This window comes from Chryseobacterium sp. UF-290, assembly GCF_058245615.1.
Map to the genome: position 1 here is coordinate 21,249 of NZ_JBSICB010000025.1, position 21,935 is coordinate 43,183.

At 37.5% G+C, this 21,935-nt stretch carries 20 protein-coding genes; 11 read left to right on the top strand and 9 right to left on the bottom strand.

Going from position 1 to position 21,935, the window contains the following annotated elements:
- Positions 1-164: 164 nt before the first annotated feature.
- A complete protein-coding gene (locus tag AC4IF5_RS19880) occupies positions 165-1,304 on the bottom strand; it encodes an EpsG family protein (RefSeq protein ID WP_490737611.1) in 1,140 nt (379 codons plus the stop codon).
- 1 nt (position 1,305) lies between these two features.
- The gene (locus tag AC4IF5_RS19885; RefSeq protein ID WP_490737612.1) at positions 1,306-2,313 is read right to left on the bottom strand and encodes a hypothetical protein; all 1,008 of its coding nucleotides are present in this window, start codon (positions 2,311-2,313) and stop codon (positions 1,306-1,308) included.
- A 193-nt stretch (positions 2,314-2,506) separates the two neighbouring features.
- Between AC4IF5_RS19885 and AC4IF5_RS19890 the strand changes: the two genes are divergently transcribed.
- The 5 genes from AC4IF5_RS19890 to AC4IF5_RS19910 are packed head-to-tail and all read left to right on the top strand — an operon-like array spanning position 2,507 to position 9,139.
- Positions 2,507-6,160: an MMPL family transporter gene (locus AC4IF5_RS19890; protein WP_490737614.1), complete on the top strand. Its 3,654-nt coding sequence runs from the start codon at positions 2,507-2,509 to the stop codon at positions 6,158-6,160.
- Positions 6,161-6,202: 42 nt separating this feature from the next.
- Entirely contained in the window at positions 6,203-7,117 is a 915-nt protein-coding gene (locus AC4IF5_RS19895) for a dialkylresorcinol condensing enzyme DarA (RefSeq protein WP_490737616.1), read from the top strand.
- A 1-nt stretch (position 7,118) separates the two neighbouring features.
- Positions 7,119-8,258, top strand: coding sequence for a dialkylresorcinol biosynthesis protein DarB (gene darB / locus AC4IF5_RS19900; protein WP_490737618.1), 1,140 nt, complete (start codon positions 7,119-7,121; stop codon positions 8,256-8,258).
- Positions 8,258-8,689, top strand: a complete 432-nt coding sequence (locus AC4IF5_RS19905; protein ID WP_490737620.1) for a hotdog family protein — start codon at positions 8,258-8,260, stop codon at positions 8,687-8,689. Before darB ends, AC4IF5_RS19905 begins: the two co-directional genes overlap by 1 nt.
- 6 nt (positions 8,690-8,695) lie before the next feature.
- Complete coding sequence (locus AC4IF5_RS19910) at positions 8,696-9,139, top strand: hotdog family protein (protein ID WP_490737621.1); 444 nt, start codon at positions 8,696-8,698, stop codon at positions 9,137-9,139.
- A 434-nt stretch (positions 9,140-9,573) separates the two neighbouring features.
- Here the strand turns inward: AC4IF5_RS19910 and AC4IF5_RS19915 are convergent, their stop codons facing one another.
- A complete protein-coding gene (locus AC4IF5_RS19915) occupies positions 9,574-12,486 on the bottom strand; it encodes a M16 family metallopeptidase (protein WP_490737622.1) in 2,913 nt (970 codons plus the stop codon).
- A 428-nt stretch (positions 12,487-12,914) separates the two neighbouring features.
- Here AC4IF5_RS19915 and DarG point away from each other — a divergent pair, with 428 nt between their 5' ends.
- The 6 genes from DarG (at position 12,915) to AC4IF5_RS19945 (ending at position 17,964) form a co-directional block, all read left to right on the top strand.
- A complete protein-coding gene (gene DarG / locus AC4IF5_RS19920; RefSeq protein ID WP_490737624.1) occupies positions 12,915-13,319 on the top strand; it encodes a flexirubin biosynthesis protein DarG in 405 nt (134 codons plus the stop codon).
- A 62-nt stretch (positions 13,320-13,381) separates the two neighbouring features.
- On the top strand, positions 13,382-14,377 hold the full coding sequence (gene darH / locus AC4IF5_RS19925; protein WP_490737626.1) for a BtrH-related acyltransferase DarH: 996 nt from the start codon (positions 13,382-13,384) through the stop codon (positions 14,375-14,377).
- 1 nt (position 14,378) lies between these two features.
- The gene (locus AC4IF5_RS19930) at positions 14,379-15,137 is read left to right on the top strand and encodes an ABC transporter ATP-binding protein (protein WP_490737628.1); all 759 of its coding nucleotides are present in this window, start codon (positions 14,379-14,381) and stop codon (positions 15,135-15,137) included.
- On the top strand, positions 15,124-16,392 hold the full coding sequence (locus tag AC4IF5_RS19935) for an ABC transporter permease (protein ID WP_490737630.1): 1,269 nt from the start codon (positions 15,124-15,126) through the stop codon (positions 16,390-16,392). Before AC4IF5_RS19930 ends, AC4IF5_RS19935 begins: the two co-directional genes overlap by 14 nt.
- On the top strand, positions 16,382-16,810 hold the full coding sequence (locus AC4IF5_RS19940) for an acyl-CoA thioesterase (protein WP_490737632.1): 429 nt from the start codon (positions 16,382-16,384) through the stop codon (positions 16,808-16,810). The genes AC4IF5_RS19935 and AC4IF5_RS19940 overlap by 11 nt, the downstream gene beginning before the upstream one ends.
- Entirely contained in the window at positions 16,807-17,964 is a 1,158-nt protein-coding gene (locus tag AC4IF5_RS19945; protein WP_490737633.1) for a beta-ketoacyl synthase N-terminal-like domain-containing protein, read from the top strand. Before AC4IF5_RS19940 ends, AC4IF5_RS19945 begins: the two co-directional genes overlap by 4 nt.
- Before the next feature lie 124 nt (positions 17,965-18,088).
- Here AC4IF5_RS19945 and AC4IF5_RS19950 read toward each other — a convergent pair whose 3' ends face one another.
- The 6 genes from AC4IF5_RS19950 to AC4IF5_RS19975 all read right to left on the bottom strand — a co-directional run.
- Positions 18,089-18,670, bottom strand: a complete 582-nt coding sequence (locus tag AC4IF5_RS19950) for a DUF6705 family protein (RefSeq protein WP_490737634.1) — start codon at positions 18,668-18,670, stop codon at positions 18,089-18,091.
- A 452-nt stretch (positions 18,671-19,122) separates the two neighbouring features.
- On the bottom strand, positions 19,123-19,677 hold the full coding sequence (locus AC4IF5_RS19955) for a hypothetical protein (RefSeq protein ID WP_490737635.1): 555 nt from the start codon (positions 19,675-19,677) through the stop codon (positions 19,123-19,125).
- On the bottom strand, positions 19,634-20,125 hold the full coding sequence (locus AC4IF5_RS19960) for a hypothetical protein (protein ID WP_490737637.1): 492 nt from the start codon (positions 20,123-20,125) through the stop codon (positions 19,634-19,636). The genes AC4IF5_RS19955 and AC4IF5_RS19960 overlap by 44 nt, the downstream gene beginning before the upstream one ends.
- Positions 20,126-20,160: 35 nt before the next feature.
- Positions 20,161-20,958, bottom strand: a complete 798-nt coding sequence (locus tag AC4IF5_RS19965) for an MPN domain-containing protein (RefSeq protein WP_490737639.1) — start codon at positions 20,956-20,958, stop codon at positions 20,161-20,163.
- 116 nt (positions 20,959-21,074) lie between these two features.
- Entirely contained in the window at positions 21,075-21,644 is a 570-nt protein-coding gene (locus AC4IF5_RS19970) for a DUF6705 family protein (protein WP_490737641.1), read from the bottom strand.
- Between the two features lie 25 nt (positions 21,645-21,669).
- On the bottom strand, positions 21,670-21,935 hold a 266-nt coding region (locus AC4IF5_RS19975; RefSeq protein ID WP_490737643.1), incomplete at its 5' end, for a hypothetical protein.

The window sequence follows — 21,935 nt, forward strand, 5'->3', positions numbered from 1 at the left end:
CAACAAAAATAGATTTATTTTATAAATAAAAATAACATATTTAAATTATGTTATTAATAATTTAAGATAAAACCACATTAACACTATAAAATATTAATCCTTTATTCAAAAAAAAGAAAAAGGCAGCTTAACAGCTGCCTTTTATGTATTTGGATCCAAAAATCCTATGGAAGTATGTGGTTTCTATAAAGGTCTACGGAGAATCGCCCTGCCTTGATATTATTAAATATCGAAAAGACGACAAAATTAAAGACGACCAGTGAAATAATAAATGCATAGATCAGACCCTTGACCCTTGCTGAAACAACATACATCGCATTCGGAATGATAATGTATGAGAATCCGATGAATGCTCCTGCAAGCCGTGACGAAAATATAGGGTTATTTCGAAAGATAAAATACAGACAAATCCCGATCACAGCATAGTTTCTATGGTATTCGTAGTAAGGGTACAGCTCTTTCATCTTATTATCAAAAACAAAAAGGAAGAATGTCAGGATAGCCATCATTACTTCGGGAATTCCAATACCTCCGTTCAATCGCTGTACGCTCTCATTCATATATCCGTTGAAGCCTTCAACAAGCTCTACCTCCGATGCCATGCCATCCAGAAAGCTACCAAAGAACCTATAAATTTCAAACGGTGATAAGAAAACTGAGCCTATAATCATGATCAGCATCACGGTCTTATTCAAAGGAACACGCGCCAGCCAATACATTGGCAGAAATAAGTAACAAACATTATGTATACCTGAGCCTAAAAAAATAAAGAATAAGTAATGCCAGAGTTTCCGTTCCTTGATGTACCGGATTGCAAAATACACGATAAAGGTCCCCAGGTTTTGTCTGATCTGCCCGCTTTCTCCGATAAAAAAGTTGGGAATAAACATAAAAAGCGTAAAGGTAAAGGGATAGAAAGTATTATCATCCGTATACTCCACCTTAAATATCATCGCAAAAATAGCAATGACCAGGGTCAATATATAAAACGGGGCATTAAAAACATTGAGCAGAATTTTATTGATCAGGGTATACAGCCATTCCACATCCAGAGTATCCGGTGCTTCCAGATGGAGCATCTTCATGAAAATACTGTAATAACTCTTGGTATCAGAATAAATATAGATCCCTTTGTAACTTCCGTAATCAGGTCCGACACTATCCCGGAACCCGACAATAATGATAAAATAAACCGCCAGGAACCAAAACCACTTTTTATCTACCTTTTTGCCAAAAACCTCCTGAACACTGAAGAACAGCATATAGACAATGGCAACTAGATAATATGGGTGTAATAAACTCATGCTAAATCTCTGATGTTTTTTTAAACTGATGATATGCTGTTATAATTCCGGTCAGTATCAAAGGCAAAAAAAGCCTTACTTCCCAAAAAAGCCCCACTAAGGTAATCATAAGAAGATATGGGACGGAAAAAAAAAGATATTTTCCAAAAACTATTCTGTTCTCCTCTCCTATACAGAGCCTGTATATAAAATACAACACGATTACCGCAAAGAGTAATCCTGCAAGATTGAACGGACTGGAAAAATTTCTGTTGATATAAAAGCCTTCCACAAAAGTAGTTTCTTCCTGTACCAGCATTGCCCTCAGCCCCAGATACGGGACAAGGAACGCAATGACCAGAGGCAATATTTTCAGGATTATGTGAAAGTTTCCTTTTTTAAGGTCATCAATATTGAAGAATACTGCTGCAAAAAAAGCTATGTTAATACATGCTGTTTCCCGCACAAATGTAGAGACTCCAATAAGGACAATCAAAAGATAAAGGAACATGTTATTGTGTGTATGTAAATATTTCAGGGTAAAAAAAACGCCTGCCAGATAGCAGAAAAGTGCAATCGTATCACAGTTTGTAGGCGCATATTGTGTAATGACAATAAAGAAAACAGACAAAAGATGGATAATTCTTCTTGAATTCAGGTTTAAAAGGAATCCCACAGCCCTAAGTTTGAATATAGCATTTAAAATGAGTGAACATAAAATGAAGAATACGCTGTTCATCAGAAAAAGCCCATGATAAAATGGTGTTCCGTTCTTGGATAAAAAATCTTTAAAAAAGACCAATGGCCCATTGATAAGATCATACATCAACGTGGTCATCTGCACACTGAGATAGTTGGGAATCACCCTGTAAGCATAAACGGATGAAAATAAGAAGTCCGGTGTTTTCTCAGAGGTCTTTAATCTCGTATAAGAGGATTCAAACCCGTAATAAGACATGGCAAACAGTAGAAGCGGAAGCACTATTACAAATAGAAATCCGTTGATTTTTTCATCATTTTTTTTCAACATATCTAAAACAGATTCTTATTTTTTAATAATAATTGTGGTTTAAAATACATTTCATTAAAGGGGAACTTTTGCAAAAGTAGAGTTTTTTTTCATTCTGCCTAGAATATTTTATTGATTTTCAGTCAAAACTTATCGTCCAACTATTTTGAACTAATTCTTAAAAATTTAAATTTGCAGACTTGATTTAAACGCAATGCATCGCTTTTTTATATTTTTATATTATCTGATCTCCGGGAACAAAATTCTCTCTGCATTTACTGCCTTGGGAATTGCTGCCGTATGCCTGTTCTTTGCTTCAAAGATCAATTTTGAAGAGGACATCAATCAGATCATCCCTAAAAATGAAAAGTCAGATCTTACGGCCAAAGTTCTTAAACAGCTGAACTTCTCGGATAAGATCATTGTAATAATAGAAAAAAAATCTGATGAAGACAACTTTCAGCTCTCTGAAACAGCAGATACCTTTTTACAGAAAACAGGACCTCTACAACAATATATCAGCTCTGTTCAGGGGAAGGTAAATGACCATGAGATCTCCGAAACGTTTGATTTCGTCAACCAAAACCTGCCTTTATTCCTGAATGAAAATGATTACAAAGAAATTGAACGGAAGCTTCAGAAGGACAGCATTGCCAGGCAGGTAGAAGATAATTATATTTCACTGGTATCACCTACAAGCCTTGTCACCAAAGAGTTCATCAAAAAAGATCCTCTGGGACTTACCTTTTTAGGAATCAAAAAACTGAATGCCTTAAATATCAGCAAAGACTTCAAACTGGAAGACAGCTATATTGTAACCAGGGATGGAAAAAATCTTTTGCTTTTCATTGATCCTAAAAACAAAAGCAACGATACGAAAGCCAACGAATTTTTTGTGGATCAGCTCAGTAAAATAAAAGACAACATCAATAAGCAGTTCAAAGGTAAAACTGAAATCAGCTACTTCGGCTCTCCCGTCATTGCTGTGGCCAATGCCAAGCAGATCAAAAAAGATATCCAGAATACGGTTGTCATCTCTATGACCGTGCTCCTGGTCCTGCTGATCTATTACTTCAGGAATCTCTTTACGCCGGTCATTGTTTTTCTTCCCACAGTATTTTCCGTTTTGTTGGCCTTATTAATCTTATACTTTATCAAAGATAAAATTTCCGCGATCTCATTGAGCGTCGGGGCTATTCTTATCGGAATTACAATAGATTATGCCCTGCACATTCTTACGCATTATAAACACAATAACAATATTGAGGAGCTCTACAAAGAAATTACACAGCCTATTATCCTCAGCAGTGCAACTACAGCGGTATCGTTTCTATGCCTGGTTTTTGTACGCTCTGAGGCATTGAAGGATCTTGGGCTCTTTGCAGCGATCACCGTTATTTTATCTTCCATTACGGCTTTGATCATTATTCCCCAGCTTTATACACCAAAAGAAAAAGGAGAAAAGCTCAATACCAATTTTATAGATAAGATAGGATCTTATCCGTATGAAAAAAACAAACCGCTGGTCATCGGCTGCTCTGTTATTATTGTAGCCTGCCTGTTCGGATTCAGGCATGTCGGATTTAATGAAGATATTGGTGACCTGAACTACATTCCGAAAGAAATGAAGATCAGTGAAGCCAAACTTCAGAAACTTTCAGATATCACTTCAAAGTCTATTTACACGATCTCTTACGGAAATTCGGAAGAGGAAGCATTAGCCCGAAATTCGGAACTGAACAGCTTCCTTGAAAAAGAGAAAAAAGAGGGAAAGATCTTAAGCTATAATTCTATTGGAAACATTGTACTTTCTGAAAAGGACCAGCAAAAGAAAATTGAAGAATGGAAAAGTTTCTGGAACAACCATAAAAAAAGCCAGACTATTTCTGAGCTGATCGACAATGGAAACAAATTTGGCTTCAACAGTTCTGCTTTTGATAACTTCACTGAAGTCCTGAATAAAAATTATACTGCTTTAAGCCTGAAAGATTATGAAAAGATAAAAGCGCTTCAGATCTCAGAATTCATGAGTAACGAAAATGGATTCTACACGGTTTCTAATGTTGTAAAAGTAGACGAAAACAAAAGAGACGCCTTCATCAAAGATATAGAAAAGAAACATGACGCACTCGCTATTGACCGTCAGCAGATGAATGAAAACTTTCTGGGCCTGCTGAAGCGGGATTTCAACACTCTGATCAATTATTCTCTTTTAGCGATTGTTTTAACGATTATTGTTTTCTTCAGAAACTTAGAACTGACCATTCTCACCATGTTCCCGATAGTTTTAACCGGAGTGGTTACCGCTGGAATCCTTTATTTTACAGGATTAGAACTGAATATCTTCAGTACGGTAGTATGTACGCTGGTATTCGGTGTAGGAGATGATTTCAGTATTTTTCTCACACAGGCTATGCAAAAAGAGCATACGACAGGAAAGAATGAGCTTCCAACCTACAGAATTTCAATTATTCTGGCCGTTTTTACAACCATTCTTTCTATCGGATCCCTGATCTTTGCCAAGCATCCGGCTTTACATTCTTTAGCTTTGGTTGCGTTGATCGGGATGTTTTCAGTGATTGTCATTACCTCTACCCTATACCCGTTCTGGTTTAGATTCCTTATTACCAACAGAGCAAAAAAAGGGCTTTCTCCGATCACTTTAAGACTGTTCCTGAGGGCTGTATTCTCGTTTTTATATTATGGACTGGGCGGCATGATATTTTCAGCATTGGGAAGTGTCTTTATTAAAAGATCCAAAGGCAAAACACTGGATATTATAAAATTAATTCTGGCTAAATTTTTAACATCGGTATTATATTCTACTCCTTTTGTCAGGAAAAAGGTCATTAAAAATACGGCTGAAGATTTTAGCAAACCGGCAGTGATCATTGCCAATCACACCTCTTTTTTAGATACATTAGCCATTGCCATGGCAACCCACAAGATCATTTATCTGGTCAATGACTGGGTATATCATTCTCCTGTCTTCGGAAAACTGGTCAAAGCGCTGGGCTTCTACCCGGTTTCTCAAGGCATAGAAAACGGAATGGATCAACTGAAAGAAAAAATTGCACAGGGGTATTCCCTGGTAGTTTTCCCTGAAGCTGAACGGTCTTATACCAATGATGTCAAAAGATTCCACAAGGGGGCTTTTTATCTTGCTGAGCAATTTGACCTGGACGTTCTTCCTCTTTACATTCATGGGAATTCTGAAGTGTTACCGAAAGGAGATTTCATTATCTACGACGGAAGCATTACTGTAAAGGTGGGCAACAGAATCCGTAAAGATGATATGAGCTTCGGCAAAAACTATTCTGAGAGAACTAAAAAGATCAATGCCTATTTCAGAGAAGAATTTGCCAAATTGAGAGAAGAAATTGAGGATGAAGATTATTTTAAGAAAAAACTGTTCCTGAGCTTCCTGTATAAAGACAGTGATGTGGTGAAAGAAGTCAGGAAAGATTTCAATGCGAATAAGTCGGTATACTTTGAGCTGAGCAGACACATTGCAAACGATGCCAATATTCTTCATATCGCAGATGATTATGGGCAAAAAGATGTTCTGCTGACTTTATACCAGGCCAGCAGAAGAGTTTTCTCGTTGATAAAGGATGAAGAAAAAAGAGCAATCGCTGCGCACAGTTATCTTGTGAAAACAAGAAAGATCCATTATATAAAAGAGCTTTCAGAAGTCAGCAAAAGTATTGATGTGCTTCTGGTTTCGGATAAAAACTTCACGCCGCATGACATTGGTACACTTCCTGAAACCATTATTTTCGTAAATACAAATAATATGATGTTTGAAAGTGAAAATTATGCATTAGAATTTAGCTCTGAATCATTAAAAGTATTTAAAACTAAATAATAAATATGAAAAACATATTTTTGTAAACATTAAAGAAAACTAATGAAGAAAAATATACTTGTCATATATTATTCACAAACCGGACAACTTGAAGATATTGTGAGAAACATAGCCAGGCCTTTTGAAGCTCAAAAGGAGGAATATGATATTACCTATTATAATATTCAGCTGAAGGAAGATTTTCCTTATCCCTGGCCGGGTGATGTTTTTTTCAACGCTTTCCCGGAATCTTATTTACAGATCCCGAAAGAGATCTTCCCACCTTCAGACGAAATACTGAACAAAAAATATGACCTCATCCTGTTTGGGTATCAGGTATGGTTCCTTACCCCGTCTATCCCGATCATCTCATTTCTGAAAAGCGGCTATGCCGAACAGATCCTTAAGGACACTCCTGTAGTTACCATTTCCGGCACGAGAAATATGTGGATGCTGTCCCAGGAAAAACTAAAGATCTATTTAAAAGATCTGAAGGCCCGGCTTGTAGGCAATATAGCCCTGGTGGACAGGCATGATAATTACACCAGCGTGCTGACTATCGTCCGATGGCTGACAACAGGACAGAAAGAGAAATCAGGATTACTTCCTGCAGCAGGAGTCTCTGATGAGGAGATCTCAGGCTCAGTAAAGTATGGTGAGATCATTGAAAAACATTTCAAAAATAACGATCTGGGCAGCTTACAACCGGATCTGGTCAAAAACGGAGCCGTTGAGATCCGGCCGTTCCTGGTCCGTGTAGAAAAGGTAGGGAATAAGATTTTCACCATATGGTCTCGTCTGATTATCAATAAAAAAGAGAAACGTCCATTGCTGATAAAATTCTTTAAGGTATATTTGATGGCTGCGATATGGATCATCTCACCTGTCGTTTTAGTGTTACACCTTCTCACAACCCCTATATTTTGGTTTAAAAGACAAAAACAAAGAAGATATTTACAAGGAATTAATTTAAAATAGAATGTACGACGTATTTATAACAAAGGCTTCAAAATATTTACCCAATGAGCCGGTATCGAATGATGAAATGGAGACTTATCTTGGGCTTATCAATGACGCACCTTCTAAAGCAAAATCACTTATTTTAAGAAACAATAAAATTACTACAAGATATTACGCTTTAGATAAAGAAGGAAATCCTACGCATACCAATGCGCAGCTTACAGCAAAAGCGGTTGAAGGACTTTTTGATGAGAATTTCAAAAAGGAGGATATGAAATTATTATCTGTAGGAACTACTTCTCCTGACCAGATCCAGCCTTCACACGCCTCTATGGTACATGGAGAGCTGAATATAGGAAAATCCATTGAGATCAATACCGCAACAGGCCTGTGCAACTCGGGGATGAATGCGCTGAACTACGGGTTTCTTTCTGTAAAAGCCGGCGTGCAGGAAAATGCGGTTTGTGCGGGTTCTGAGAGAATGTCTGCATGGATGACCGCAGACAAATTCAACCATGAAGCTGAAAATTTAAAGCTATTGGAAGAAAGACCGATCATTGCTTTCAAAAGGGAGTTTCTCAGGTGGATGCTTTCTGATGGAGCAGGGGCTTTCCTATTGGAAAATAAACCAAGAGAAAACGGCACTTCCTTAAAAATAGAATTCATTGATTTCTACTCCTACGCTCACGAGATCGAAGCATGTATGTATGCAGGATGTGACAAGCAGGAAGACGGAAGCCTCAGGTCATGGGCAGATTACCCATCAGACGAATGGCTGAAACAGTCTATTTTTGCGATAAAGCAGGACACTAAAATTCTGGATAAATATATTCTGGTAAAAGGAGCGGAGAGCTTAAGAGCCTCTTTCGACAAACATCATTTAGATCCTGAAAAAATTGACCATGTTTTAGCACACATCTCTTCCGGTTATTTCAAAGAAGGATTAAAAGATGAATTTGCTAAAAAAGGAATGGATTTCCCGGCAGAAAAATGGTTCTACAATCTATCTGATATCGGAAATATCGGGGCCGGATCTATCTTTGTTGCTTTGGAAGAGCTGATGAATTCAGGAAACCTGAAGAAAGGAGAAAAAGTGCTTCTTTGTGTTCCTGAAAGTGGAAGGTTTGCTTATTCTTGTGCTTTATTAACGGTTTGCTAATGGAAAACAGACTGCCAACATCCGATAAAGATTTTGTAGAAAGCCTTATTCCGCAAAGAGCTCCTTTTGTAATGGTGCATGAACTGTCTGAGTATTCTGAAAATCATCTTATTTCAGGATTTGAAATAAAAGAGAAAAACCTGTTTGTTTATGAGGGAACGTTCCAGGCTTCGGGCCTGATTGAGCATCAGGCACAAAGTGTAGCGCTGCATACCGGATATAAGTATTATCTGCTGGGAAAAGAAGCACCTACCGGATATATCGGGGCTATCAAATCTTTTGAAGCTGAAATATTGCCCAGGACAGGTGACCGGCTAATTTCAGAGGTAACCATCCTCAATGAAGTAATGGGAGTAACACTGGTAGATATCATTACCAAGCTGAATGGCGAAGTGATTGCAAGATCTCAAATGAAAACTGCTGTAAAATAACTGGAAATGGAAATCAGGGAAGAAAATATCATCAATATACACAACTTTTTACCTCATCGTGAGCCTATGCTTATGGCAGATTACATTCTGGAGCTGACCAAGGAAAAAGTAGTAACTTCCTTTGAAATAAAAGAAGACAATATCTTCGTTCACAACAATGAGTTCGTTGAAGCCGGCTTAATCGAAAATCTGGCCCAGACCTGCTCTTCCATCCTCGGACAAAGTTTCTTCGAAAATCCGGAAGCAGATACAAAAGTAATAGGCTTCATTACCAACATCAAGAAAATTGAAGTTTTCGCCCTTCCCAAAGTGCATGACAAGATCATTTCAAAAGCATCACTGATTTCCCAGTTTGAAAATATTTGTCACATTTTCTGTGAGACCTTCAATAATGAGGAATTATTGATCAGAGCAGAGATCAACCTATTTATTCAGGAAGTAAAGTCGTAAAAAATTCATTCAAAATAAATCATAAGGCCGTACATCTCTGTACGGCTTTTTAGTTTTAGACCAGATTGTTAAATAACGCAATGCTGCAAAGAAATTACTTATAAAATTCATTATTTTTAAGATCGTAAGGCCATTTCATTTAACAAAGAACGCTATATTAAGTTTTGCTTCAATCCTATGAATGATCTTCTTAGTTCATTAACCAAGTTAAAGCACATCTCTATTGAATTTTATATTCAGATTCATGAGCAATGTATTTAACAATCTGCATCATCATCTGTGAAAATCTGTACAATCCGTAGTAAAAAATAAGCTCAACGCTAATCTATTTCACGTGAAACATTGAATAAATCTACAAAATCAACAGGACATTTAAGAAACAAAAAGCGGAACATTTCTGTTCCGCTTTTATAATTATTTAAACTCTGAAAAGTTTAGTATCCAAAGATCTCTTCAAGAGATACTTCCTGGAACTCACCTATTTTGTTGATAGATTCCATATTCAGGTTTTCTTTCTTGCCAATGATCGCCGTATTGTATTTTACAGGCTTTACTTCGGTATTATAGAATTCTGTAAGCTGTGGTAACGTCAGCCCTTGAATTTCAGAATAAATATCTTTTCTGATATCATAATCCACTCCCAGCTTTTTCAATGCTAACTGGTTGAAGAAGATATTCGTTCTGTTGATCCTGTTGGAAGCGATCTGCTTCAATGCAGAACCTCTTGCATTTTCAAACTGTGCCGGGATCTGCGGCAGCGTTACCATAAGGTCACTCATTGCATTCACCGCTAAAGGCAGCTTATTGGCCTGCGTTCCGATATAATTGGTAATATAGTTGGCATGACCTTTTTCTGAAGCATTGGCATAAGAAACATAGGCAGTATAGGCCAGTGATTTACTTTCCCTGATTTCCTGGAATACGATAGAGGACAGACCTCTTCCGAAATATTCGTTGAAAACATTAGCCTTTCCGAAGTTGCCGAGGTTTACCGTACTTCCTTTCGCTACTTTGGACATTTCCATTTGTACCATGTCATAGTTTGTGAAATATACTTTACCTGCTGTAGCCGGCTCAGCATACACCTTAGCTTTTGCTGGCTGAAGGCTTGTATTGGCAATAAAAGGCTTCACCGCTTTCTCCAAACCAGACTGATCCTGCCCGTAAAGGAATACCTGATAAGGATATTGATCCAACGTTTTCACTTTTTTCATGAGCTCTACTACATCGATGTTCTCAAGACGTTCTTTGGAAACGATATCCGTCATTCTCGAATCTTTACCATACTTGGCATAATTTGAAAGAGCAGCCATGATTTTCACTTTATCCTTCTTCGCTGCAGCTCTGGATTCCAGGATTGTTTTTACCGTCTGTCCATAAATAGCTTTATCCGCCTTTACATGGGTCATCCAGTGATTCATCAGCTCCACACCTTTCTTCATATTGCTTTCAAGCCCGCTCAGCGTAATCACCATCTGGTCATTGCCGGTTCTGATGTTATAGCTGATTCCCAGCTTATAAAACTCTTCCTTCAGCTGTTCAGGAGTATACTTATCCGTTCCAAGATATTCAAAAACTGTTCCTGCTATAGAAAGCTCTTTATCATTATCTGTTCCGAAAGGGAAAACATAGCTTACCTGAGCAATTTCGTTGTATTTATTTTTCACGAAACTTACCGTCTTGTCTTTTACCTTTGAAGTCTGGATAGCCGCTTTATAATCGATAAATTCAGGTTTGATCTCCGGTACTTTGGTATTTAAAATCTCTTTAAGGAAAGGAGACTGAGCTTCTCTGTTCAGCTTAATCGGGGTAATTCCCGGATTCTCTACACGTACCAGCTTATCGTTCACTCCTTTCTCTTTGTAGACCACTACATAATTATCTTTAAAGAAATCATTAGCGAATTTCACAATATCCGCTTTAGTGATCTTTTCATACTGATTGATCTCATCAAGTTCCTGCTCCCAGGTTCTTCCCTTGATATAAGAATCATAAAGCTCTGTTGCCAGCCCATCAGCTGTTTCCCATCCTTTCATCCGCTGAACCTTTTTATCATTTACGATAGCTTTCAGCATCCAGTCCGGGAACTGCCCCTTTTTCACAAGATCCAGCTGATCCAGCAATAATTTTTTAGCCTCATCAAAGCTTTGCCCTTCTTTAGGAGTAACCACCAATGCAAACATACCGTACATTTTGAATGGTGATTCATAAGCTCCTGCTCCAAGCGTTTTCTGCTTCTGATTAATGTTAAGATCAATCAATCCCGCATCTCCCCTGTTGCTTAAAATCCCTGCCACTACATCAGCCAATCTTGCTTCCTGGCTACCGTAAGAATCCGTTCTCCATGCCATCGTCATTCTTGGAGTGGACGGACTTTTTACCGTTCTGGAAACAATTCCTGTCATCGGCTCTTCCGTAACCATTTTCTTCATAGGTAATTCTTTATACTTGAAAGAGCCGAAATACTGATCAACTAACTTTATAGTTTTATCAAAATCAAGATCTCCAACCAATACTACCGCCATGTTATTAGGCACATAGTATGTATCAAAATATTTGTGAATCGCTACCATTGAAGGACTTTTCAGGTGTTCCGAAGTACCGATCGTCGTTTGCTGTCCGTTCGGGTGTTTTGGGAAAAGGGCTTCCATCAGGGCATAGTTCACAAGACGTCCGTCATTATCCTGAGCCCTGTTATACTCTTCATATACTGCTTCCAGTTCCGTATGGAAAAGACGCAGTACCAATTCTGAGAAACGTTCTTTTTCAACTCTCAGCCACTTTTCAAGTTCATTGGAAGGGATATTGTTCTTATACACCGTTTCATCCAGCCAGGTATGGGCATTTGTTCCAGTAGCTCCTAATGAGGAAATTGCTTTATCATACTCATTAGCGATAGCATATTGGGATGCCTCCTGAGAAACCTCATCGATCTTTTTATATAGCTCTTTCTTTTTTGCAGGATCTTTTTCCGCTTTATGTTGTTCATAAAGATCAGAGATCTGCTGTAACAAGGCTTTTTCCTTTGCCCAGTCCTGAGTTCCCAGATGAGAAGTTCCTTTGAAGACCATATGCTCCAGGTAGTGAGCCAATCCCGTGTTGTCACTCGGATCGTTATTTGATCCCGTTCTTACAGGGATATAGGTCTGGATTCTCGGTGCATCTTCATTTTTTGCCAGATAAACCTTTAATCCGTTCTTCAGGGTGTATACTCTTACCCCTGCCTGATCATTCTTCACCGTTTCATACGTGTACCCCTGAGCATCCGTCAGCTTTTGGGTATCAAATTTCTGTGCCATTGCGCTCAGCATACAAAAAAGCGAAACAGAAATAAAAAACTTCTTCATAGTTGTTATTTGTTTGTTATTTTTATCAAATTTCTTACCTCATTAGTCTTATTATAGGAGACACTTGTTACAAGAGTTTTGTTACAGACGAAGATAATAAGCTTTAGAAGTATTTCTTAAGATTTCATATACCCGGATTAGTTAAACAGGAAAATTAAATTCAGAAGAAATTATTTAACGGATATCAACAAACAGAAAATATATTGAACGTTTTTTTTACTTTAATCCGGAACGCAAAACGGAATTGATTTTTAAATTAAAACCTATATAAAATCATTGATACCGCTCATTTTTGATCACAATGATCCTTCTGTATTTAATATGATTTACATATAATGTATTTTCACTATTTTAGCCACCTGATTAAAGGAATCAAAACAGGTGAACCCTATTTCATCTGGAATCTAAAAGAATTAAGCATTATTTAGATGAAAAAACAAGACCTGCCCCAAGACGAAAGCAACCTGAAATCCGCCAACATGACTGAGGTACTGTATGTAACGGATGATAATGACAATTATACTACAGCCAACAGTACAGGCTGGGATGCAAAGAAAGCTGCTTTGGATGAATCTATGGAACTCATCCATGAAAGAATTGAGGAGGCGAAACAAAACGTTGCCCGGAATATAGCAAGTCCTATCGTGTATTTTATGGAGCTGAACAAGATGGATCTGGGAGTACTTGCCTCTTATGTAGGAATGTGGCAATGGAGGGTGAAAAGACATTTTAAACCTAAAATATTTAAAACACTAAGCGAAACCGCACTGAAAAAATATGCCGATGCATTCGGAATTTCAGTGGATGAATTAAAAAACTTCGACGGGAAATAAATGAAATATGCATACTGCTGTGCTGCATTCCATTTGACCAATGAAAAAGATACAAGCTGCCAATGAAATTAAATTTTGAACACCATCAGACTGCACATTGCGAAAACGGTGTTGCTTCTAATCTATTGCTCAACAAAGGCCTTAAACTAAGCGAACCCATGATCTTCGGGATCGGTTCAGGATTGTTTTTTGTCTATCTTCCCTTTTTAAAGGTGAATTTTGCTCCGGGTTTCAGCTACCGGCCGATGCCGGGCGCTATTTTCAGCAAAGCAGCCAAAAGATTAGGAATTAAAATAAAAAGAGAAAAGTTCTCAAATCCTCAGGATGCCCAGAAAGCTCTTGAAAGAAATTTAGAGCAGAATATACCTACAGGACTTCAGGTAGGTGTTTTCAACCTTACTTATTTTCCTGAGGAATATAAATTCCACTTCAATGCCCACAACCTTGTAGTATATGGAAAAGAAGACGGCAGATTCCTTATCAGTGACCCCGTAATGGATTATACCACTTCCCTTTCCGAAGCCGAACTGGAAAAGGTGAGATATGCCAAAGGAGCACTTCCTCCGAAAGGACATATGTATTATCCTGTCTATATTCCTGAAGACATTCATCTGGAAGAAGCCATAAAAAAAGGAATCAGAGATACCTGCAAAAATATGCTGGCTCCGGTACCTCTTATTGGAGTAAAAGCAATGAGATGGGTCGCTAAGAGCATTCCGAAATGGGCAGAAAAGAAAGGAACAAAGGTGACCAACCACTATCTGGGACAGCTGATCAGAATGCAGGAGGAGATTGGAACAGGCGGCGGCGGATTCAGGTTTATCTATGGAGCCTTCCTTCAGGAAGCTTCTGTCATTCTTAAAAACGATCAGTTAAAAGAATTATCTAAAGAAATCACCGCTATCGGTGATCTCTGGAGAGACTTTGCCGTAGACATTGCCCGTGTTTACAAGAACAGGAACTCAAAGAGCAATATCTACAACGAACTTTCAAAAGCGATGCTGCACATCGCAGATCTGGAAGAAGCTTTTTATAAAAAACTGAAAAAAGCGATCTGATATGGCGGAAAATATGATTGAGATCAAAAATCTATATAAAAAATACAAAAACTCCGAAGATTTCTCGGTAAATGATATCTCTTTGAATATTGACAAGAACGAAATCTACGGGATTCTAGGACCTAACGGGGCAGGAAAAACCACTTTAATCTCCATGCTTTCAGGATTGATTAAACCTACTTCAGGACAGTTTACCATCAATGGGCTTTCACCGCAGGAGGATGGTTTTAAGATCAGACAGATCATCGGTATCGTTCCACAGGAATATGCCCTTTACCCCACTCTTACAGCCAGGGAAAATTTAATGTTTTTCGGGAGCCTGTACGGCTTAAAGCATAATGAGCTCAAAAAAGCGATTGATGAGTCTCTTGAGATCATGGGGCTTTCAAAATTTGCAGATAAGCAGGTAGGACAGTTTTCAGGAGGGATGAAACGCCGTTGTAACCTCATCGCAGGAACTCTTCACAATCCTAAAGTACTCTTTCTGGATGAGCCGACTGTAGGAGTAGACGTTCAATCTAAAAAAGTGATCATCGATTTCTTACTGGAACTGAATAAGAACGGAACCTGTATCATCTATACCTCTCATCACCTTTCTGAAGCAGAGGATTTCTGTACCAAAATTGCCATTATAGACAAGGGGAGAATTCATGCAGCAGGAACCCCCGAAGAACTTGTTTCACAGATTGCCCATGCTGAAAACCTGGAGGATGTTTTCATTTCATTAACCGGAAAAGAATTAAGAGATGTTGTTGTATAAACTGTGGAGAAGCTTTATTAAGGAAATTCTTCTCCTGAAGAGAGATATCGGAGGAATTGTCATCATCTTTGTGATGCCTTTACTTTTGATTGTTACCATTACCCTGATCCAGGATTCCACCTTTAAAAATCTTGAAGGATCAAAAATCCCGGTCATCTTTATTGATAATGATCAGTCTGAAGTTTCTAAAAATATAAAGGCAGAGCTGGAAAACAGTAAAACCTTTCAGCTGCTGACGAATTTCAACGAAAAATCAGCACAGGAAGCTGTATTTTCCGGGGATTACCAGATGGCAATCGTTATTCCTGAAAATCTAACAAAGGATTTAAATGCCAATATAGATTCTAAAGTTCAGGCTATTGTAAGCTCGTTCGGACTTGAAAGTGATTCTGCTGCAACTCAAAAGCCGGTTTCTAAGACAAAGGAAATTCATTTATATTTTGACCCTGCTACTAATGCGGGATTTAAAAATTCTGTGATGAACTCCGTTAACAAAATGGTTTTTGAGATCGAAAATAAAAAGATCTATAAGGCATTTCAGGATCAGCTGGGAACCACAGAAAACCTTGACGAAAATAAAAATCTGATCAGCTTCAAAGAGATTACGCCCAAAAAAGGAGCAATGGACGTAATGCCCAATTCCGTTCAGCATAATGTTCCGGCATGGACGCTTTTTGCCATATTTTTCATCGTGGTGCCATTATCCATTAATCTGGTTAAAGAAAAAAGCCAGGGTACAAGCGTCAGGGCAAGAATCAGCCCTACCCCGTATTTTGTGCATATTTTAGGAAAAACATTTACCTATCTTATCATCTGTATCATTCAGTTTTTACTGATGGTTGCCGTAGGGGTTTACCTTTTCCCTTATATGGATCTTCCGGCATTTGATGTATCCGGAAAAATGGTTCAGCTGATTATGGTCACCTTGTTTGCCGGGCTGGCAGCCATTGGGTTCGGAGTTCTGCTGGGGACAATTGCAGACACTCAGGAGCAGTCGGCACCATTCGGGGCTACCTCCGTAGTAGTTTTGGCTGCTATCGGTGGAATCTGGGTTCCGGTATTCCTAATGCCTGAATTCATGCAGACCGTAGCCAGGTTCTCGCCAATGAACTGGGGACTGAATGCTTATTACGATATTATTTTAAGAAACAGCGGTATCGGAGGGATTGCCAAAGAACTGTCATTCCTCTTTTTATTTTACCTTGCCACTGTTTCCATTTCCATTTTTTACGAAAAGAAACAAAATGCAGTCTAACGAAAATATATTAACCTGTACTGAGGAAGTAAGAGTCCGCTTCAATGAGACAGATCCTTTGGGAATTGTCTGGCACGGTCATTACATCGTTTATTTTGAAGACGGACGGGAAGCCTTCGGACGTCTGCATGGCCTGACATATCTCGACATTCAGAATGCGGGGTATGTAACCCCCATCGTAAAAAGTACCTGTGAACATTTTCTGCCTCTAAAATATGGAGAAACCTTCAGGATCGTAACCACTTTTGTAAATTCTGTTTCGGCCAAGCTTATCTACAGGTATGAGCTTTTCAATCAGAAAGATCAGTTGGTATGCAGTGGAGAGACCATTCAGGTATTTCTGGATAGTAATGGAAGCTTATGTCTGTATAATCCGGAATTTTTTCAAACTTGGAAAGACAAAATGGGATTATCATGAGGAAAGAAATTTACATAACAGATTACAATTGCGTAACTCCCCTGGGCTTTCATGTGGATGCCAACTGGAAGGCACTTTTAGAAGGAAAATCAGGAGTTGCTTTGCACAAGATTATAGAAAATCAGGATGCTTTCTATGCTTCCATGATCGATTCCGAAAGAATTGAAAAAGAATTTAACAGCATCTTCGGTTCTGTTCAGAATAGCTATACAGATTTCACAAGACTGGAAAAAATGCTGCTTCTCAGCATGAAACCTTTGATGGAAAAATACTCCGTTACAGAAAATACGGCTTTAATCCTTTCAACGACTAAAGGAAATATCAGCCTATTAAAAGATCAGACTGAATTACCGGAAGGAGTTCATCTTTCAAAATTAGCCCAGAAAATAGCTGACTTCTTTGGATTTAAAGCAAGACCTATTGTAGTATCCAATGCCTGTGTTTCCGGTGTTATGGCGATTGCTGTTGCCAAAAACATGATCCAGGCAGGAAAATATAAAGATGCGTTTGTGATTGCGGGAGATGAAATTACAGAATTTGTGATATCAGGATTCAACTCTTTTCAGGCCATAGGAACAGAGCCATGCAAGCCTTACGACAAAAACAGGAACGGAATCAATATTGGAGAAGCCGCGGCAACGGTTTATATCACGTCAACACCTTCTGAAAACGAAAAATTCAGATTTAAAGTGCTTGGTGATTCTGCTATCAATGATGCCAACCATATTTCAGGACCTTCAAGAACCGGAGACGGTTTGTATGCCAGTATAAAAAATGCCATGACAGAAGCCCGGGTATCCGTCGGACAGATTGATTTTGTTTCTGCGCACGGAACAGCCACTTTATACAACGACGAAATGGAAGCTATTGCTTTCAACAGAATGGAGCTGCAAAAGGTTCCTTTGAACAGTATGAAAGGCTATTATGGGCATTGTCTGGGCGCTTCCGGACTTCTGGAAAGCATTATTTCTATGGAAAGCGCCCTTCATGGCACCTTAATCCCTTCTAAAAATTTTGAAGAAATGGGAGTTTCCCAGCCTTTAAACATTATCCGGGAAAACCAGGAAGCTACTATCAGATATATTTTGAAAACAGCCTCCGGCTTTGGTGGATGTAATGCGGCTATTGTGCTGGAAAAAATAAATACTTTATAATAGATAAGAGACTGCCACATTTGGCAGTCTCTTATCTGTTATTTTCTTGTAATATTGTATTGAAGTCTGAAAACTTCCCTTTATCAAGAATCCATCTCACAACCAAAAGTGAGATGGATTCATTCTATTGCTTTATCAGTTTGATTCCAGTGTCTTTAGGGATCAATGTAACATAGGTTTGGATCTCTGGACATAATTTCAAATTGACAAGATCCGGCTCTCTCCAAAAAGTTAAAGTCAACTCATTCTGATTATTTGGCTTTGATGATAAATATAGTCTTCCGGAATCATTACATGCATAATTTATAGTATAAGCTAATTGATATGTTTTAACGTTAGATGTTACAAAATTAAGACCTCTAATTAAAGTCTCATCATCCGACTTCTCCAATGAGCTATAAATTATATTGTCACTATCATCTGTTACCAATAATCGTCCTATTAATTTATCTCTTTTAATTCTATCTCCAACAGCCAATTTCTTAATAAACCTAAACTCATAATTTTTTCCATTATAGGAACCTTTCCATGTGCCTACATACATGTCAAGAGAATTGTTGATGTCTTTTATATAAGTGATACCTTCTGGTAGACTTCTTCCATCGGGTTGTCGGGGATAAGCAGCAGCCTGTTCCAGGCTAATGATCTGGGATTTGAATGTTGTTAATCCTATAGTGAATAAAAGTAATATTATAATATTTTTCATTTTCTTTATTTTTAATTATTCTGGACAATCTGTTGATTCTATTGTATTACTGTCCGTCTTTGAAATTTCTTTTTGGGATAAAGAAAACCTAACAGCTACCATCAATTACTCTGAAAACAGCTTCTGGTTTCGATGGATTAGTGCTACTATTATACAGGAAAACTCAATACTCTATAATAAAGAATCCGTCTACAGAGACAGATTCTTTACATTCTATTGCTTTATCAGTTTGATCGAAGTGTCTTTAGGAATCAGTGTAACATAGGTTTAGATCTGTGGACATAATTTCAAATTGACAAGATCCGGTTCCCTCCAAAATGTCAGGGACAACTCATTCTGATCATGTCGTTTTGATGATAAATATAGTCTTCCAAAATCATTGCTTGCCACATTTATAACATATGACAAACATTACTTTTAAAGCAAAATGCTGCCGTAATAAACCTCCTCTCTTATCTACCCTTCCTGTCAGCACTTGTGACTCCGTTGATCCCATAAAAATCTATTTTCTCAATTTTTTGATCAGAAAAAAATTGCAACATTTCTTTATTCCACTCTCCATGATATTGCCTGGTCAGTTTTTCTATTACATCCGGAATTTTTTCGGTAAATGTAATATTAATTAAGGGAAACTGATACTGATTATCGCTTGCATACCACAAAGTCTCATTACTTGTAAAATAAATATTCAGAATATAATTATCCTTACTATTAAATATTTTAGTATCATAGCCAAACCTTTTGATTGTAATATTATGATCCTGAAATATCTCATAGAAATCTGAAAACTTTCTGTTATAATACTGAGTCTTATTTTCCGCTATCTTCTGTAGTTTAGGAGTAATTTCATTATAAAATTTGAAATATTCATTCTGTTGGGCATTACAGAACTGCAATGACAGAAGAAAAAAAGAAGCTAAGACTACTTTTAAAGCAAAATGCTGCCGTAATAAACCTCCTCTCTTATCTACCCTTCCTGTCAGCACTTGTGACTCCGTTGATCCCATAAAAATCTATTTTCTCAATTTTTTGATCAGAAAAAAATTGCAACATTTCTTTATTCCACTCTCCATGATATTGCCTGGTCAGTTTTTCTATTACATCCGGAATTTTTTCGGTAAAAGTTATTGTTACCCTGGGGTATTGATACTTATTATCAATGGCATAGCTTGACAAATCATCATCTATAAAATAAATTCTCAGAACATAATTATCTTTACTGTTAAATATTTTAGTATCATAGGCGAAAGTTTTAATTGTCAGATCATTATATTGTAATATTGTATTGAAGTCTGAAAATTTTCTGTTATAATATTGTGTTTTACTTTCTGCTATAGTTTGTAATTTGGGAGTTATTTCATTATAAAATTTGAAATATTCATTCTGTTGGGCATTACAGAACTGCAATGACAGAAGAAAAAAAGAAGCTAAGACTATTTTAAAAATTGGTTTCATATTGTTTATTTTTTATTTATTATTGATACATATATTTAAGGACATCCTTTCACGTTCACTCCCGGTTTAGGCACTCCATTTCCTCCCAGTACTACGATATTTTCTTTAGTGACATTTATCTTTTTCACATCACCATTCCCATCTACTTTTCCCAAGCTGATCCCAGTGTTGAATTGATCTAAAATATAGGCCAAACCTGCACTACGTCCTGTGATATCTCCTATAGAGCTAATGTAGGTTCCGTTTCCATATTTTTTATAAATATCAGAAAAATCAGTTTCCACAGCAGATCCTTCCAAAAATCTATGTGTTATAGGGTCATAATTCTGACTTCTGGGATAGTTCGCCAGAAAATTAACCCCTAAGCTTCTGTCATTGACGATCAATACATAGACTTCTGGGGTACCATGGTAATTGCCATATACAAAACGATACTTAAAATTGCTATTGGTAAGCATTTCCTCCAGCATCCCATACAAATCACCGGCAGACGGTGCACCAAAACCCCCGGCATGTGAATGCCCGTCCCCAATATACGTGCCAGACAATTGAGAAGTGGGTATACTTCCATTGGTAGCTGATCCTTCTTTAGGAGGCGTTACATCATAAGTGCCATCCGCTTTTTGTCCTATTGCAACTGCCCATTCATTCTGAGCCGTCGTCTTTGCTTTCAGAACAGAATCCATATTTTGCTGCACTTTAACGTTTCCATAAACATTATTTGCAGCGGTTACCACAGTCTTAGCCTTTTTACACGGATCATCATCAGGACTCATATAATCAGGAAACTTATGCTTGGAGCCATCACCGGACATAGACTGTCCCCCTCCCATAGGACCGTTTTTGGGATCTGTCCACGAAGCAACCTTCCAACAGTCTTTGCCAGAATATCAGATTCCGATTTAATAATAAACAAAATGCTGCCCCATTTTGAAACAGCATTTGTATTCTATTGCTTTGTTAGAACAATATTCTTTGGCAAAGGATCAGGTCGTTGGGATTGTGGCAAACCATAATAAAAACAATCATTATCTGTCCAGTCACTATTTTGATAATACTTCCATTCTAGTTTTGTTTTTGTAGTATCTGTAAAGTTAATAGCAATATTACCTGTTATATGACATAAATCAGGATCATTATAAATCAATGAGTATTTATTATCTATTTTTTTGAAGTTTGTTCCTTTAATTTTAGCTTGATCATCCAACAGATTGGTATTATCAAATAAAATATTACCATCAATATCTAATACTTTGAATTTACCAATAATGATATCACTATAATAAGCTCTGTTACCTAGATAGGATTTATAAAATTTTATTTTTTTGAGAATAACTAATATGGATTTACCATTCCAATTTCCTTTCCAAATACCTTCAAAGGATTGGAGCTCATTGTTAGTATCCTTTACATAAGAGTCTTTTGGAAACTCAATACCATAAGTTTTCAAAGGATAAACTTGCTGTGCTTTAGAGGAAAATGAAAAAGCTAACAACATAAGCAAAAATATTTTTTTCATAGTTTTCAAATTTATTAATTATGGATTAGGAACATGGTGTTTTTTTTACTGGTTTATCTTTGCCGTCATATTCCAATTTTTTGGTTGTATCCCCATCAATTTTATATACCTGTAGGCCATCTATACCTACAACTTCTTTCAAAAACTGTGCAAATACTTTTTCTACATTTTCTTGATTTAGCTGATTTTCGTTGATGAGCTTAGAATACTCGTCATTATACCAAGCATTCCAGGTATCAATCTTATCCCAAGTAGAACCTGGCCAGCTCTCATTAGTATACCGGAGCATAT

Excerpts from the sequence above, each read along its gene's own strand:
- AC4IF5_RS19880 (WP_490737611.1), bottom strand. The coding sequence starts at position 1,304 with ATGAGTTTATTACACCCATATTATCTAGTTGCCATTGTCTATATGCTG.
- AC4IF5_RS19885 (WP_490737612.1), bottom strand. The coding sequence starts at position 2,313 with ATGTTGAAAAAAAATGATGAAAAAATCAACGGATTTCTATTTGTAATA.
- AC4IF5_RS19890 (WP_490737614.1), top strand. The coding sequence starts at position 2,507 with ATGCATCGCTTTTTTATATTTTTATATTATCTGATCTCCGGGAACAAA.
- AC4IF5_RS19895 (WP_490737616.1), top strand. The coding sequence starts at position 6,203 with ATGAAGAAAAATATACTTGTCATATATTATTCACAAACCGGACAACTT.
- darB (WP_490737618.1), top strand. The coding sequence starts at position 7,119 with ATGTACGACGTATTTATAACAAAGGCTTCAAAATATTTACCCAATGAG.
- AC4IF5_RS19905 (WP_490737620.1), top strand. The coding sequence starts at position 8,258 with ATGGAAAACAGACTGCCAACATCCGATAAAGATTTTGTAGAAAGCCTT.
- AC4IF5_RS19910 (WP_490737621.1), top strand. The coding sequence starts at position 8,696 with ATGGAAATCAGGGAAGAAAATATCATCAATATACACAACTTTTTACCT.
- AC4IF5_RS19915 (WP_490737622.1), bottom strand. The coding sequence starts at position 12,486 with ATGAAGAAGTTTTTTATTTCTGTTTCGCTTTTTTGTATGCTGAGCGCA.
- DarG (WP_490737624.1), top strand. The coding sequence starts at position 12,915 with ATGAAAAAACAAGACCTGCCCCAAGACGAAAGCAACCTGAAATCCGCC.
- darH (WP_490737626.1), top strand. The coding sequence starts at position 13,382 with ATGAAATTAAATTTTGAACACCATCAGACTGCACATTGCGAAAACGGT.
- AC4IF5_RS19930 (WP_490737628.1), top strand. The coding sequence starts at position 14,379 with ATGGCGGAAAATATGATTGAGATCAAAAATCTATATAAAAAATACAAA.
- AC4IF5_RS19935 (WP_490737630.1), top strand. The coding sequence starts at position 15,124 with ATGTTGTTGTATAAACTGTGGAGAAGCTTTATTAAGGAAATTCTTCTC.
- AC4IF5_RS19940 (WP_490737632.1), top strand. The coding sequence starts at position 16,382 with ATGCAGTCTAACGAAAATATATTAACCTGTACTGAGGAAGTAAGAGTC.
- AC4IF5_RS19945 (WP_490737633.1), top strand. The coding sequence starts at position 16,807 with ATGAGGAAAGAAATTTACATAACAGATTACAATTGCGTAACTCCCCTG.
- AC4IF5_RS19950 (WP_490737634.1), bottom strand. The coding sequence starts at position 18,670 with ATGAAAAATATTATAATATTACTTTTATTCACTATAGGATTAACAACA.
- AC4IF5_RS19955 (WP_490737635.1), bottom strand. The coding sequence starts at position 19,677 with ATGGGATCAACGGAGTCACAAGTGCTGACAGGAAGGGTAGATAAGAGA.
- AC4IF5_RS19960 (WP_490737637.1), bottom strand. The coding sequence starts at position 20,125 with ATGAAACCAATTTTTAAAATAGTCTTAGCTTCTTTTTTTCTTCTGTCA.
- AC4IF5_RS19965 (WP_490737639.1), bottom strand. The coding sequence starts at position 20,958 with ATGGGAGGGGGACAGTCTATGTCCGGTGATGGCTCCAAGCATAAGTTT.
- AC4IF5_RS19970 (WP_490737641.1), bottom strand. The coding sequence starts at position 21,644 with ATGAAAAAAATATTTTTGCTTATGTTGTTAGCTTTTTCATTTTCCTCT.